Raw genomic sequence first — 14489 nt, forward strand, 5'->3', positions numbered from 1 at the left:
GCCGCCTGCCACCGACGATGGAACGAGGTCACAGCAGTGTCCGTCACATGACCGCCGACACCCGCCACTCAGATTAACGATCTACAGCTGCCGTAACAGTCTGCCGGTGACTATTCAGGTCATCCCATGAGTACGTGGATGGGCAGTCAGGGGTTGCCCAGCAGGGCGTCCTGAAGGGCACGGGCGGCGCGCACTCCGTTCTGGCGGACGGTGGAGATGTAGCCGCGGATGGCCAGGAACGTCTGGGCACCATGAAGCGCGCGGAAGCCGCCACTGACCTTGGTCTTCGTCTTGATCATATGGATGGCCCGCTCGGCGACAGTATTCGAGAAGGCCACTGCGAAGTTCCGGCCGAGGTGCAGGAACTCGCCCTTATGGACTTACAGGCGCAGCGCCAGGTTCCGGGATGGTTCCTCCTTGAGTAGTTCGCTAGGCATATTGGGGTTTTCTCGGCAGGCAAACCGGGTGATAGCGATCGGATGACCATGGATGCGGAGGTGTCGTCGATCGCCTGACAAGAGCATGGAGCCCTCGATAGAAGCGGATATGCGACCATCCGTGCTCACTCAAGGACTCCATGTGATTCCCTATCGTGCCATCCTCGACGTCCCCAGGGAGACCGTTTCGTACGTCTCGAAGCTGCTGCGTGCGGAGCGGAAACGGAAAGGCACCCGCAAGGGCACTCGGGCGCTCACCTGCTGGTGGGAGGCTGTTTTCGGGTTGGTGTGGATGCGTAACGGCGGCGATGTCCGCCAACTCGGCCTCGGGTTCGGCATCTCCCAGGCCACCGCCTACCGATACCGAGACGAAGTCATTGATGTCCTGTCAGAACAGGCACCCGAGCTCGCCACCTCGCTGGACCGGGCCAAGACCGAAGGGGTCTCGCATCTGATCATGGACGGCACCCTGGCCAGCATCGACCGCGTCGCCGGAACCAAGCTCAACAAGAAAGGCCAGGAGATCGACGCCTGGTACTCGGGCAAGGCCCACGCCTTCACCGCCAACCTCCAAGCGATCTTCCTGCCGGACGGTTTCCCGATATGGATATCCGACCCGCTTCCAGGATCGACCCACGACATCACCGCAGCCCGAGAACAGGCTCTCGCCACCATCCGCCCGTATCTGAAGGACCTGCCCCTACTGGCCGACTCGGGCTACGAAGGCGCTGGCCTCGGCGTATACGTGCCAGTCAAGCGGCCCACCCGCGGAGGCGAACTCGATGTGGATACCCGTACCAGAAACGCCCTTCTGCGCGGTCTTCGTTGTCTCGGCGAACGTGGCTTCGCGCTCTTGGAGCAGCGCTGGCGCACCCTTCAGCATTTGACGCTCAGCCCCTCACGAATTGGCGACGTGGCCCGAGCAGCGCTCGTTCTCACCCACTTCGAGCACGGGCGGATCATGTGAAAGTCGCAGAGAAAACCTCATTGGAACCGGTGAGTCGACCGCTTCACCTTCAGATCCGTCAAGCCATGCAGGACACTGAGGACGTCGCTACACCCACACTGGCCTCATGCGATATGTGAGTTACGAGGACGAACAACCCATCCGATTCGGCTTGCACCTGAACCCTCCACTCCTACTCAAGGTGCTCCAGTGCGCGAAGATCACCGCCGACTGAGCCGACCGCAGCGCACTGATTTCCAGAGAACACCCGCACCCGAAGAGCGGGAACGCCATGCGCACCTCTCACTACGAACATCGCCCCGACCAGCCAAAAATAGTCAAGCGATGGGCGACGGGAGATCATTATTGACAAGCGGACATACATCGAGCGGCTGTTACATATCCCCATCACAAGACACACTGGAATCCTCCACGATCTCCGCCACGGCGCCGCCTCGCTGATGCCGGCAGCCGGGGTAGAGATGAAGGTCGTGCAGGAGACGCTGGGGCACACCTCCAGTTCCTTCACGGCCGACACCTACACCTCGGTCTTCCCCGAGGTGGCGATGGCGGCCGCGAAGAAGACCGCAGCACTTCTGCTCGCCGAGGAGGAGGACCAAGGGGAGTCGGGAGAGGTGATCCCGCTGCGGGCCTGACCCGCTACATCAGGAACCGGCCCCGTGATCGCCGCGCTTGCACGGCGGGACGGGGCCGTTTCCTTTGCCAGGGAAGTCCCCCAAAGGCCGATGTCGATCACGGCGTGTGCGGGGTTAGTGCGCGCGAGCACGCACGGAGCACGCAACCGCCAGACGAAAATTCTAGAACGCATCCGATCCCGCATAACCGCAGGTCAGAGCATGATCAAAGCGCGCCCTGCAGGATTCGAACCTGCGACCGTCGGATTAGAAGCAAGATCCTTTAGTGCCGCGCGGTGCCGCCTGGTGGTGGTTCGTGCCGCCTCCACACATTTTGCGTGTCAGGCAGTGCCGCATCCTGACTGCGCATGCCGGGGCGTACGAGCACGCACCGAGCACGGCCGCCACCCTGTTCGGCGGTTGCATCCTAGCTCCACGGAAGTGGATTTCGCGCTCCAGTCATGCAGGCACCGTCCGTAGAGGTCGCTCGCAGTGCTCGGCACGTGCTCTAACCCATACAGCACTCCCGTGGACGCAACCGAGTACGAACGGTTCTACAACCAGCACCGAGCCCATCAAGCTCTGGCCCAAGCCGCCCCGCTGCGCACCGTCCCGAACCCGATCACGGATCCAGAGCGAATCATCGACCTGAACATACGCCGCCGAGACCGGCTCGGCGGCGTCCTCCACGAGTACTCACATGCGGCTTGAACTGCATGGATGGACTTTTCGGCAGGCGCAGGATCCACGGGGAGCTCACCACCCTAGGCATCAAGGTCGCGCCGTCCACGGTGTGGGAGATCCTCAAGCAGGAAGGTCTTGATCCGGCGCTCGAGCGGGCGTCCACCACGTGGCCGACTTCCTGCGCTCCCAAGCCGATGCCATAATGGCCGCCGACTTCTTCGAGACCGTCACCCTGAACGGGGAGCGCCAGTACGTCTTGGCCGTCATCGAGCACGCCACCAGGCGCATCCGCGTGCTCGGCACCACCGCGCACCCGAGCGCCGAGTGGGTCGCTCAGGCGATCAAGAACCTGGTGATGGATCTGGACGATGTGGGCTGCCGGGCACGCTATCTGATCCGCGATCGGGATGGGAAGTTCCCGCCCTGATGAACGAGATCATCGCCGAAGCCGGCATCAAGACCGTGCTCACCGGCATCCGAATGCCGCGCATGAACTCGATCATGGAACGGTGGGTGCGGTCGTGCCGTCGCGAGCTTCTCGACCGCTGCCTCGTCTGGAACGAACACCATCTTCGGCACGCCCTACGCGAGCACGAACACTTCTACAACCAGCACCGAGCCCATCAAGCCCTGGACACAGCAGCGCCGCTGCGCACCGTCCCCGATCCGCTCACGGATCCAGAGCGAATCACCGACCTGAATATACGCCGCCGAGACCGGCTCGGCGGCGTCCTCCACGAGTACTTACATGCGGCTTGAACTGCGTGGATGGAATTTTCGGCAAGCGCACTGTCGGCGTGCAGACACCCTCACCAACCTACGTACGCGTAAACGCTCACGAGCGCCGTGGGCTTGATGCCCCGACTTTCGATGGCCTTCATCGCTTCGGGTTGATCGTGCTCCTCGGAAACGCTCCACGCATAAGCAGCAACGGTGGCACCTTTCCACCGGGATGATTTCAGCCACACATTTAGCGGCCGGCTGTCCACCTTGGTGGTCCAGTTTCGGCCGTGGAGATAGGCTACCGCCTTCCCGAGCGATTCCTCCTCAGTATCGCCACCGACATCGACCAAGAAAGCATGGGTTACTAGGATTTCTGACCCCGTTGAGACTTCTTGGCGTTCTTTCCAGATAACTGTGCCAATCTTGTTAACTTCTTCCAGTACGCCAGGGTCGACCTCTTCGGGCTGCTGCGCACATCCTCCAACAAGAAGAGAAATCGCAAGAGCAATTGCAGTCAACTTTCGTCCCCGCGTAGCCCTCATCCTTTTATCTCTTCTCGCTCGCGGTATCGATTGAGGACGAAATCGCATCTTACATGTAGGTCCAGCATGCAGCTCTTCCGCATGCGAAGAGCTCAGGGGCGGCCTTCACGTATCCTAGTAGAGCGTTACGGCGCTCCTCTGCGATTCGCCCGTTCTCTGGATTCTGCTTGGTGGCCTCGGGCCTGCCGATGTAGCCACTATTTGCCCAAGCCACGTATCGCTTGGCGCTGACCACTCCGGTTTTCGGGTCCACGACCGCTCCGGAGCAGGTGCAGTAGGCGATGGCCGCATCCATGTCGGTCATAGGACGATTAAGACCCTTTATGCGCTCTTTCAGGTAGCGCATATATGCCGCTGCCGCATGTATTGCAATGGAGGGATTTTTCATCATATCCGCAATGTCGCCGTTGCTATAATTTTTAGCGGCAAATCCCTTCACGTATGCGTTAAATGCATGCCTTATTTTATAGATTTCCAATTGGCCAACGCCAATCGATGCCCCTTCTCCCTGCGTCGAAAAGCTTAGGCTATCGCCAACCTTGGCCCCAAATCTCTGATTGGCCTGCCAGTGGCTTTCATACATGAGAACTGCAGCCAGGGCATTTACGTCTTTGATTCCGTGATTCGCGGCCGCCTTCTCGATATCCCTCCAGTATCTAACGATGTACTTATAGCTTTCATAAGAAGCATATCTAGAGGCGCTGGTTCCGTCCTTTGGCTTTGTAGCATACATGCCCGAACCGAGCTTGCCACCTACTTGCTGCATCTTTCGCCACTCGCCGAGTCTTACATCGTTGGCGTTCTTCTTCGCCGCCTTCTCCATGGTGGCGAAGCTTTCCAGCCCGCCGGCCGCCACCCAGCTGAAGGAAAGCTGCTTGTCGGTCATAGTAGGCGACCAGTTAGACATGTATTCGTTCTGCACCTTTTCGCTAGCGAACCAGAAGTTGGGCTGGTCGACGGGCCGGCCGTTGGGCATGACTTCTAGACCCAGCCTTTCGACTTCGTCTTGGCCGAGCCAGAATTTCTTTTCGTTCTCCAGCTCGATCATCCGGGCCCAACTGGGGTCGACGGTCATGCTGCCGCAGGACTGGATGGTGCAGGCAATCGCACCACCTCCGTCTTCTCGGCCGCAGCTGCCGATGCACTGTCCGCCCCCTGACGATCCGGAGCTGCTGTAGCCGCCCGCGGGGATGGTGGTGTAGCCGCCGCTCGATCCGGAGCCGCCGTACCCGGTCCCACCGAGCGATCCGCTGTCGATGGTGTAGTGGCCGGTGGGGTCGGTGCCGGTGAGGGGTGAGGCGTTGGCGTAGGTGTAGCGGTTGGCCTGCACCGAAGGGCTGGGGGTGAGGGCTGCCGTGTCGCGGCTGGTGAAAGTGCCGGTGCCGGGCTGGTACCAGCGGGCGTGCATGTTGACCTTGCCGGTGTCCGGGTCGGTGTATTCGCCCTGGTAGCCGAGGTTGGTCTTGGTGCCGGTTTGGGCGGTGACGGTGCCGAACGGGTCGTAGGCGGTGGAGGTCTGCAGGGTGGTGGTGTAGGTGGCTACCAGGTCGCCGTGCAGGTCGCTTAGCGCCGCCACCGCTGCGCCGGTGCCTTCCTTGAGGCCGAGCAGGCCGCCGCCGAGGTCGCGGGCGTATTTTGCCTGGATGGCGCCGCCGCTGTCGGTGATGGCGGCCAGGTCGTTGCCGAGCCCGCTGTAGACGAAGGTGTTCTTGGTGGTGCCGCGGATGCGGCTGGCCGTCCGGTTGAGGGCGTCGTAGCCGTAGAGGCTGTCGCCGTCGGCGATGAGCCGGTCGAAGGCATCGAAGGTGTATTGCGTGGTGGCGCCCGCCTTGGTGCTGGTGGCCAGCGTTCCGCGTGCCGTGTAGGTGTAGTCAGTCCCGTCACCGGAGGTGAGGCGGTTGCGTTCGTCGTAGGTGAAGGTCGCGTTTCCGGCCTTAGTGCGGTTGCCGGCGGCGTCCCACTCATACGCGGTCGTCGCGCCGCCGGGGGCGGTCCAGGAGGTCAGCCGACCGGCGTGGTCGTAGCCGTAGGTGTTGGTACCCGCCCCGGCGGTGCCGGTGGTGGTCTTGGTGGTGAGGTTGTCGTCCTTGTCCCACCCATAGGTGACGCTGGCGAGCTGGGTGCCGGAGCCGTTCTTCAACGTCTGGCTCTTGACCTGGTTCGTGTCGTAGTAGTCGATGGTTTGGGTGCTGGCCGTGCCGGTGGCGGTGATGGTCTTCAACCGGCTGGCCGCGTCGTAGCCGTAGGTGAGGGTACGGCTGGTCACTGGGTCAGTGGCGGTCTTCAGCCGGTTGGCGCTGTCGTAGGTGAAGGTGGCAGTGCCGCTGGCATCGATGCGTTGGGTGGGGCTGCCCACCCCGTCGTAGGCGTAGGCGGTCTCCTGGACGGTGCCGCGCGAGACCTTGAGCGGCAGGCTGCGGTCGTTGTAGTCGACCGTCAGGTCACCGGCGGTGGTGCGGCGGCCGGCCAGGTCGTAGCCGAATGTGCGCTCCGCCGTGGTGGCGCCTCCCCCTGCACCGCTCTCCTTGGTGAGGCGGCCCAGGCGGTCGAAGATGCGGTCGATGCGGACCCCGCCGGGCTGGATGGTGGCGGTCGGGTTGCCGGCCGCGTCGTAGGCATGGGTCCAGGTGCGGTCGGCCGCGTTCGGGTGCGCCGTTGTGGAGGGCTCGGTCACCGTTTCCACCAAACCTAGGCTGTTGTAGCTGGTCCAGGTGGCGTTGCCTCGCCCATCGGTGATCCGGGTGCGGGCGCCAGTGGCATCGTAGCCGAAGCTGGTGGTGATCGACTCGGTCGTCGACACCGGTTCGACAAGCGAGGTTAGGCGACCTAGTGCGTCGAATGTCTGCCGGGTGACATAGCCCTCCGGTGAGGTGGCGCTGATCTGGTTGCCTGCGGCGTCGTAGCCCATGCCGTAGGTGCGTTCCACCGTGATCTCATTGTTGGAAGACTCGTCTCGGCCCAGGTTCGTGACCGTAGTCTTACGGCCGGCCAGGTCGTATTCGGCGGCGCTGGCGTTACCGTTCGCATCGGTAGTCTTCACCAGACGCCCGGCCAGGTCGTACTCCATGGTGCTCGCACCCGCCGGGTCGGTCACCTTGGTGGTCTCACCGGCCGCGTTGGCCTCGAAGCTGGCGGTCTTGGTGGTCGTGCCCGCGCCGGGGACGATTTGCTTGATCAGCCGTCCGGCGTCGTCGTACTCCATCTTGGTGGTGTAGGCGGCGGTGGCGGGCTTGCGCTCGATCTGGGTGGCGGTGATCTGCCGGCCGAGGTCGTCGTAGGTGGCCTGGGCGCGGGCGCCGGTCGGGTCGACGGTGGCGAGTTTCTCGCCCGCCATGTCGTACTCGGTCACCCAGGTGCCCGGACTCTGGCCGTCGGGGGCGGGGTCGGTGACGCGGACCTGTCGGCCGAGTTGGTCGTACTCATAGGTGGTGACGTTGTCGCGCGGATCGGTGGTGCGGATGCGCTGTCCAGCATTGTCATAGGCGTGCTCGACGGTCGAGGTGATCGCGCTGCCGCCGGGCGGCGTGTACGCCGGCGCCGTAGTGCTGACCAGCTGGCCGGCCTTGTCGAAAGTCGAGGTGACGGTGCGGCCTTCGGCGTCGCGCTGATGGGTCTGATTGCCCACCGTGTCGTAGCCGACCAGGGCGGATGGGCGGGCCGAGGCGGCGCTCCCGTTCTTGTCCACCTGTACCTGCGGCGCCTTGCTCTCCACCAGCCGGTCCACGATGTCGTAGCGGATCGTGGTGGTGTAGTCGGCGGCGTTGGCACCGTCTGCGTTGCCGCGCGGGTCGGTGGTGGCGACGGGCAGGCCGCGATCGTCGTACTCGATGGTGGAGACGATGTCCTGGGCACCGTTTTCGATGGTCTGCCGGGTCTGCTGGTTCAGCTTGTTGTAGGCGTAGCTGGTCATCTCGACGCGGTCGCTCTCGGCGGCCCTGCGGGTGGCCTTGGTGACGTTGCCGTTGGCGTCATAGCCGAACTCAGTCACGCGCTCGAGCCCCTTCGGGTTCTGGGTCGAGCGGGGGTCCAGCACCTGGGTCACCAATCGGCTGGCTTGGTCGTATTCGTAGATCGTGACGATGTCTTGACCGTTTGCCTGCTTACCGCCCACCTGGGTGATCAGGTTGCCGGCCGCGTCGTACTCCTCTGCCTTGACCAGCACATCCCGCGGCGTGGCTGCGGAGTCGTTCAGCCTGGCTTTAACGGCGATCTGATCCTTGAGCCGGTTGTCCCTCCAATAGGTGTTCATGGACGTGCGACCCATCACATCCACGATGGTTTCCAATCGCCCGCCCGCGTCATAGTTGCGCTTCTCCAGCAGCACGTCCGTGGCCGGCTGCGGGTTGACCGGGCTGCCGGTCCAGCCCTTCAGCGTGCTCGTGTACAGCTCGCCCCGCACTGTGTAGGCCTGCTCGATGACCGTGCCGCGCGCGTCGGTGGTGCGGACGACCTGGCCGCGGTGGTTCCACTCCTGCCGGGCGATCCCGCCCTCCGGGCCGGTGACCGAGTCCTGGCGACCGTGCGGGTCATAGGTGTAGGTCGTCACGCGGTCCGGCTCCCCGCCGGTCAGGTCGGCGATCGTCTGAGTCAGCGGGTTACCGTCAGGATCGTAAATGGTGCGGGTCTGCCCCGTGTGGGTGACGTTCGAAATCTCGTTCTTCACGCCCGGAGCGGTGCTGGTGGTCAGGCGGTTCCAGCCGTCGTAGGCGAAGGTGGTCTTAGCCCCGTTCGGAACCGCCTCCGAGACGCGCGTGCTGGCGATCATCCGGCCCAGCACGTCATACTCCAGCTTCGTGACCAGGCCTTCGGGGCCGGTCTGCTCGGCCAGGTCACCGGCCGCGGTGTAGCGGTATTCCCACTTGCTGCCGCGCGCGTCGGTCTTGCTCTTCGTCAGACCGGCCGGGGTGGTGCCCCCGCTCACCGCCGGCTCGCTGCCGTCGGTGTAGGCGATACTCTCCGAGCGGCCCTGCGGAAAATCGTCCGTCGCCGGAGTGGTCACCTTGGTCTGCTCACCGAAGCTGTTGTACTCCGTCGTGGTCGCGTGGGTGGGGTCGGTGTCACTGGCCGACCGGCCGTCCCGATACGCCTTCACCTGGTCGTTGCGCGGGTCGAACGGGTCGCTCTCGTTGAGGTAGTAGGTCCAGTACTCGATCGCACACTCGTTTGGCGCCCGGCAGTACTTCCGGCCCACGGTGTTGCCGCGCTCGTCCTGGTAGATGTCGTTGGCAATGTCGTTGCGGTCGATCACCTTGCTCAGGAAGCCCGCCTGGTCGTACTCGTACCAGGTGGTGAACTGCCGCTGGTCGGTCACCCCCCGGATGCGGTAGCCGCGCCAGGCGTCATACAGGTAGACCAGCGGCTTGTTGTCCGGGTCGGTCACCGTCACCTGCGCTTCACCGGACTGCTGCTTGATCCCGACGGTGCCGATCTTCCAGGTGCCGCCGTCGGCATCAGTATGGGTGGCGATGCGGTCGGTCTTGTCGTCGTAGGTGTTGACCGCATGCACCCGCCCGGACGGCAGCGTCACCTTGCTCAGCTTGTGCGAGGCGCCAGTGCGGGCGGCATGGTGCCGCTGCACCTCGCCCGCGGTCAGCGGGCGGTCGTAGACGGCGACCTCGTCCACCAGGCCGGCTATCCCGCCGATCGTGGTGATGTACCGGTTCTCGGTGCCGGTGATGGTTCCGGTAAGTGTGCCGACGACCGCGCCGTCCAGATACAGGGTCTGCAGGTTGCCGGAGACGGTGAGCACCGCGTGGTGCCAGGCGCCGTCGTTGACCGCAGCGGCGGTAGTGATCGGGGTGGCGGTCGGCTGGTAGGAGCTGCGCAGCTTGCCGTCGGTGCCGACCCCGAACACCTCCTCCTTGACGTTACTGCTGGTGCGCAGTGACATGACGGTTCCGGCGGAGGTGGAGCTGGTCTTGAACCAGGCCTCCATGGTCGCGTACGTGCCGATCTTCGGCACGATCCCGTCCTTGGGCCGTACCTCGGTGGTGGTGGTCAGCTCGACCGCGCCGTCCGTCGTGCCGGCCAGCGCGCCCGGCTGGGCACGCTTGGCGGTGGCGTCATAGGTGGCATCGCCCGCGCCCCAGCCCAGGTCGATCGCGTTGCCGGTGGCCTCGCCGAGCCGCCAGTAGCCGAACGGGTCCGAATCCAGCACGCTGCTGCGATACAGCGACCCGCTCCCGTACTCGTACGCGGTGCAGTTCGGCGCCGCCACCGGCGCGCACACCTGCGTCAACCGGCCCTGGTCATAGCTGTAGGTCCAGGTCAGCGCCTTGCCGTCGACCGGGTCGCTGGACACCGTCGCGACCTGGTTGCCCTGCCAGGTGAACGTCACCGACCGGCCCCCGACCCCGGTCACCTTCGACAGCTTCCCGCCCGTGTCGTAGGTCAGCTCACTGCTGCGTCCCCGCTGGTCGGTCATCTTCGTCAGCCGCCCAGCGGCGTCGAACAGGTAGGCGGCGTTGGTCTTGTCCATCAACCGCCAGGTGCCGCCGCTTTCCTCGGCCAGCGTCGCGTACATGCCGGGCGGCGGCTGGAACGTCCCGTCCCCGTTCGAGGCGAACCGCACCTGCCGCCCATCCGGATAGGTGACCAGCGCCGCCGTCGAGGCGCCGCGCACCTCCTTGACGACCTTCATGTCCCAGCGCGTCGACCAGCCCGCCCCGAACATGCCGTCCGTGCGCGGGTCCATGCTGTTGTAGGTCCGCACCACCGACAGCGGCGGCCCCACCGTGGCCACCTGCAGATCCGTAGAGGTGGTGGTGTAGTTTCCGGTCTGCTGGTTGAACTCCCGCCCCTCCACACCGGAGGAGGACAGCTGCGAGGTCACCGTCGGCTGGCGTACCCCGGTGAGGAACGTCAGCTTCGGTGAGGTGGTGGTGGAGTTGTCGAAGGAGTCCTTGACGGTGACCGTCCACCAGTACTGCTTGCCCCAGGCCAGCTTCCCGGCCGCCGGAACGCTCCAGCTGTTGGCGTTACCCGCCACATACGTGCCGGAGCCGGTGCAGCCGGTCGTCATGTCCTCGTTGTCGCACAGCGTGAACGAGTACGACAGCTTCGAGGTGCTGGAGTTGTTGCTCAGCCCCCACGCCCGCAAGGTGGGCGTCAGCGAATCGACCAGATGCCCCTGCGCCGGATACCAATTCGTCAAGGTCGGCACCGCCATGACCGCCCGATCGGCCGCCTCGGCCCGCAACGTCCCTGCCGGCAGCCCGGACTCCTCAGATGAGGTCGCCGCCGCATCCACCGTCCGGTCCTCCAGCGGCACCGCTCCCTTGGGCCGCTCCACCTCCGACCGCCACCCATTCGACGGCTTTGCCGCAGCCGGAACCTCGGTCGCGGACACCAACGGCGACAGCGTCGTTGCCGACCCCATCATCTGCTGCGGCACCGCGGGTAAGGCACCAAGGTCAGCCACCGCCCCCACCGTAGGGACAGCCGCGGCCGGCGACGCCTGCAGCACAAGCAGACCCGGCGCTAACCCGGCCAGCGCAAGGACCATCCCAGCCGAACGACGCCATGACGAAACCCGGCGCATGCGCTATCACACTCCGAACCACAACGAAGGACACCGACAAAGGCACCAGCCGTCGCTCTCCGCCACGGCCCGCATCGGGTCGCGCGGCTCGGAGCTGATCACGTTCCGACGATCAACGTAAGAAGATCCGGCTAATCCGACAAGGCGCCCGGACATCACAAAACAGATAACAGCCCTATCTGGTATGTGACGCTCCGCAAGGCGATGGATGAGTACTAACCGGACACATATGGCGCGTTCAGCCACACGAACGGTTCCATGGACCCGGCCAGGTCCCAACCGTTGCCCAAGAATCGCGTAAGGAGCGTGCGGGATGGACGCTCATGGCAATCGTGGCGCGCTGTTTCGTGTTGAACGCCCATCGGCGCATGGCGGTACGGTGCGCGAGGTCACTGGGTTTGCCCTTGACGTCGGCGAGCATGGCCGCTGTGGCTGCGGTAAGCGTACGGGCTATGTCATGCCGGCCCTCGCCGAGGCGGGCTTCCACTTGAAGTCGGTGAACTTACAGGAGAAGTCGTACCAGGTCATCTCTGGTTCCTGAGCGCGCCCCCACTTCACAGGCTCTCCCGCGATCAGATCGAACGCTTCTCCCTCACATGCGCCGGTGACGAGGCTGCTACGGCAGGGGTCCGCCTGGGCGCTCTTCTGGAAGGTCTTCTTCCGTTCCTTCCCGACGGTGGACCAGCGACCGGTGGGACGTGACCTTGCCCGACGTGTTCTGGCGGACCTCGTTCTTGTAGAAGCGCACGTCGTAGGTGGTGTTCTTCATCAGGCGGCCTCCTCTCGGGCGTTGCGCCGGGCCGTCAAGGTCGGTTCGATCGCCGCCCACCGGGCGTCGTACAAGTCGCCGCGGCAGGTGCGCCGGGAAGCCAAGTGATGATCAACGACGGAACCGTCGCCCCGACACGGACAGATCACTCCGCAACAAGATCAGATGCTCTCTTGCTCCATCACCTCGCACCGTCAATCCTTTAGCGACCTTCCGCAGGACGATCGTGGTGAATGGAGAGACCGGCACGCCATGCGACGGAAACCCACCACTCGGTCATCGGGCCATGACTCAGTGTGGATCTTGCTGCCCAGTCGTTCGTGATCTACGCTCACTCCGGGTTTTCCAGATTGTCAGGAATTTCATGGAGATGGCGCCTTTGCGTTCTAAACGGTTGTTACGGAGCTCAGCTCTCGCCGCCACAGCGGGTGCGGCCCTCGCCGCCTCGGTCCTCAATCCTCTGCCCGTCCAAGCACAACAAGCCGGTCCGTCGTCTATTTCCATGGCGGCCGCAACCAAGCAGCCACCAGGCGAGATACTGGGCGCCGCCACAGAGTCCCGGCGAGTGGTCCGCCGGCAAGACGGGCAGGTGATCATCGAAACCTGGTCCAGTCCAGTGCGGCTCAAGCAGAACAACGGGGCGTGGGCCTGGATTGACACGGGGCTCACCGAGAAGGACGGCGCTCTTCGGCCGAAGCTCGTCAAGGCTCCGCTCGCTTTCACCGCAGGCGGGAAGTCCGAACCGTTCGCCCAGCTGTCGACCACCGGGGGTCAATCGTTCGCCCTGTCATGGCCGACCCCGCTCCCGCGCCCTCAGGTCTCGGCGAACCAAGCGACATATGACCTGGGCGACGATGCCCAGCTTGTGGTCAGCGCCATGGCAGAAGGATTCCGCTACGAGATCGTCCTCCAGCGTCGCCCGGCTAAACCCCTGGACCTCACACTTCCCGTGCAAGTGAAGGGCGCCTCATCCGGCGAGCGTCGCGAGGAACTCGTAGACGCTCAGGGACGAACCGTTCTGCACGCGTCAACGCCCCGCCTGCACATCAAGCCAGGACGGCGTACGACCACGAAATCAGCCCTCGGCGCATTCAAGAGCGAGCAGTCCGGCGACAACCTGCGAGTGACGCTGGACGGCGCCAAACTGGACACCACGGCCTTCCCCGTGACGATCAGCGGCTCGGTCGCGATGCCCGCGAGTGCGGACGTGCACGTCTCCGACGAGGGCGGCGCGGGCGACCCGTCTTCGCCGTTGCTGATGGCCGGCGGCATCTTCGGCATACGCAACCGCGCCCTGCTGCGCTTCGACACCATGGCTCTCACAGGTCAGCGCATCATCGACGCGAAGTTGTCCGTGGTGAACACCGATGGCCCGGGCTGCGGAGAGGCTGGAGACGGCATCCAGGTCCGGCGGATCACCAGCCGCTGGGATCCGTACAACCTCACCTGGTCCAACAAACCGGCCACGACCACCGAGGGCGCCACGATCGTCACCCAGTCCTACGCCAGCGACTGCGGCAGAGGCACGCTCAACTGGCCTGTCAAGGAGATCGCCGCAGCTTGGGCAAGCGGCAGCCCCAACTACGGGCTCACCCTGCAAGAGCCGAACGAGACCAACACCTTCGACAACTTCCGCGAGCTCGCCTCCACCGAGTACGGCGACCCCGGCACCGAGGTGCCGAAGCTGACGGTCGTCACAGAACCGGTCCCGTCACCTCAGGTCCTGTACCCGGCCGGGCCCGACGGGGTGGAAGTATTCACCGCGCCCGCGGACTGGAAGCTGGACACGCTACCGGTCTCCTCCGAAAACGTGCACGCGTTGAACGGCGCTGACGACCGCGCACAGACCAACACCACCACCTTGGCCCCGCCCTACTTCGACCCGGCCAGCGGGCAGGTGATCGCTCCCGCGACGCCGGCGGGCAAGGACACCGCGAGCCAGGTGCTGAGCGGGATCGCGCTGGACAACGGCGACGCCGATGAAACACTCGCGATCGGTTTCGAGAGCGAGGATTCGCCGGCGGCCCGGACTTCCGCAGTAGCCACCGCGGAAACCCCGTACTCGATCACTCCCCGGTACGTCGAGGTCGCCAACAGCTACCAGGCGCTGAACACCATCACTGATACGGCAGCTGTAGATCGTTAATCTGAGTGGCGGGTGTCGGCGGTCATGTGACGGACACTGCTGTGACCTCGTTCCATCGTCGGTGGCA

At 64.4% G+C, this 14489-nt stretch carries 11 protein-coding genes; 7 read left to right on the top strand and 4 right to left on the bottom strand.

Annotated elements, in window-relative coordinates:
* Positions 1-146: 146 nt before the first annotated feature.
* A complete protein-coding gene (locus tag ACIBQ1_RS61510; RefSeq protein ID WP_397292798.1) occupies positions 147-299 on the bottom strand; it encodes a hypothetical protein in 153 nt (50 codons plus the stop codon).
* Positions 300-579: 280 nt separating this feature from the next.
* On the opposite strand from ACIBQ1_RS61510, the gene ACIBQ1_RS61515 reads away from it, so the two are divergent.
* From ACIBQ1_RS61515 to ACIBQ1_RS61535, 5 genes are all read left to right on the top strand, one after another.
* Entirely contained in the window at positions 580-1404 is an 825-nt protein-coding gene (locus tag ACIBQ1_RS61515; RefSeq protein ID WP_397292800.1) for a transposase family protein, read from the top strand.
* Positions 1405-1808: 404 nt separating this feature from the next.
* Positions 1809-2039, top strand: coding sequence for a tyrosine-type recombinase/integrase (locus ACIBQ1_RS61520; protein WP_397292813.1), 231 nt, complete (start codon positions 1809-1811; stop codon positions 2037-2039).
* A 507-nt stretch (positions 2040-2546) separates the two neighbouring features.
* Positions 2547-2729, top strand: coding sequence for a hypothetical protein (locus tag ACIBQ1_RS61525; RefSeq protein ID WP_397292801.1), 183 nt, complete (start codon positions 2547-2549; stop codon positions 2727-2729).
* A gap of 139 nt (positions 2730-2868) precedes the next feature.
* Positions 2869-3129, top strand: a complete 261-nt coding sequence (locus ACIBQ1_RS61530) for a hypothetical protein (protein WP_397292802.1) — start codon at positions 2869-2871, stop codon at positions 3127-3129.
* Positions 3129-3461, top strand: coding sequence for an integrase core domain-containing protein (locus ACIBQ1_RS61535; RefSeq protein WP_397292804.1), 333 nt, complete (start codon positions 3129-3131; stop codon positions 3459-3461). Before ACIBQ1_RS61530 ends, ACIBQ1_RS61535 begins: the two co-directional genes overlap by 1 nt.
* A 50-nt stretch (positions 3462-3511) precedes the next feature.
* Here ACIBQ1_RS61535 and ACIBQ1_RS61540 read toward each other — a convergent pair whose 3' ends face one another.
* Both ACIBQ1_RS61540 and ACIBQ1_RS61545 read right to left on the bottom strand, forming a co-directional pair.
* On the bottom strand, positions 3512-3943 hold the full coding sequence (locus tag ACIBQ1_RS61540) for a hypothetical protein (protein ID WP_397292805.1): 432 nt from the start codon (positions 3941-3943) through the stop codon (positions 3512-3514).
* A gap of 73 nt (positions 3944-4016) precedes the next feature.
* Positions 4017-11387 (bottom strand): RHS repeat-associated core domain-containing protein, encoded by a 7371-nt coding sequence (locus ACIBQ1_RS61545; RefSeq protein ID WP_397292807.1) that lies wholly within the window; start codon positions 11385-11387, stop codon positions 4017-4019.
* Between the two features lie 433 nt (positions 11388-11820).
* Between ACIBQ1_RS61545 and ACIBQ1_RS61550 the strand changes: the two genes are divergently transcribed.
* Positions 11821-12048 (top strand): hypothetical protein, encoded by a 228-nt coding sequence (locus ACIBQ1_RS61550; protein WP_397292809.1) that lies wholly within the window; start codon positions 11821-11823, stop codon positions 12046-12048.
* 75 nt (positions 12049-12123) lie between these two features.
* Here ACIBQ1_RS61550 and ACIBQ1_RS61555 read toward each other — a convergent pair whose 3' ends face one another.
* Positions 12124-12276 (bottom strand): hypothetical protein, encoded by a 153-nt coding sequence (locus ACIBQ1_RS61555; protein WP_397292810.1) that lies wholly within the window; start codon positions 12274-12276, stop codon positions 12124-12126.
* Between the two features lie 589 nt (positions 12277-12865).
* On the opposite strand from ACIBQ1_RS61555, the gene ACIBQ1_RS61560 reads away from it, so the two are divergent.
* Positions 12866-14422, top strand: a complete 1557-nt coding sequence (locus ACIBQ1_RS61560; RefSeq protein ID WP_397292812.1) for a DNRLRE domain-containing protein — start codon at positions 12866-12868, stop codon at positions 14420-14422.
* Positions 14423-14489 lie beyond the last annotated feature (67 nt).

It is taken from the genome of Nonomuraea sp. NPDC050153 (genome assembly GCF_044460125.1).
Lineage (GTDB): Bacteria > Actinomycetota > Actinomycetes > Streptosporangiales > Streptosporangiaceae > Nonomuraea.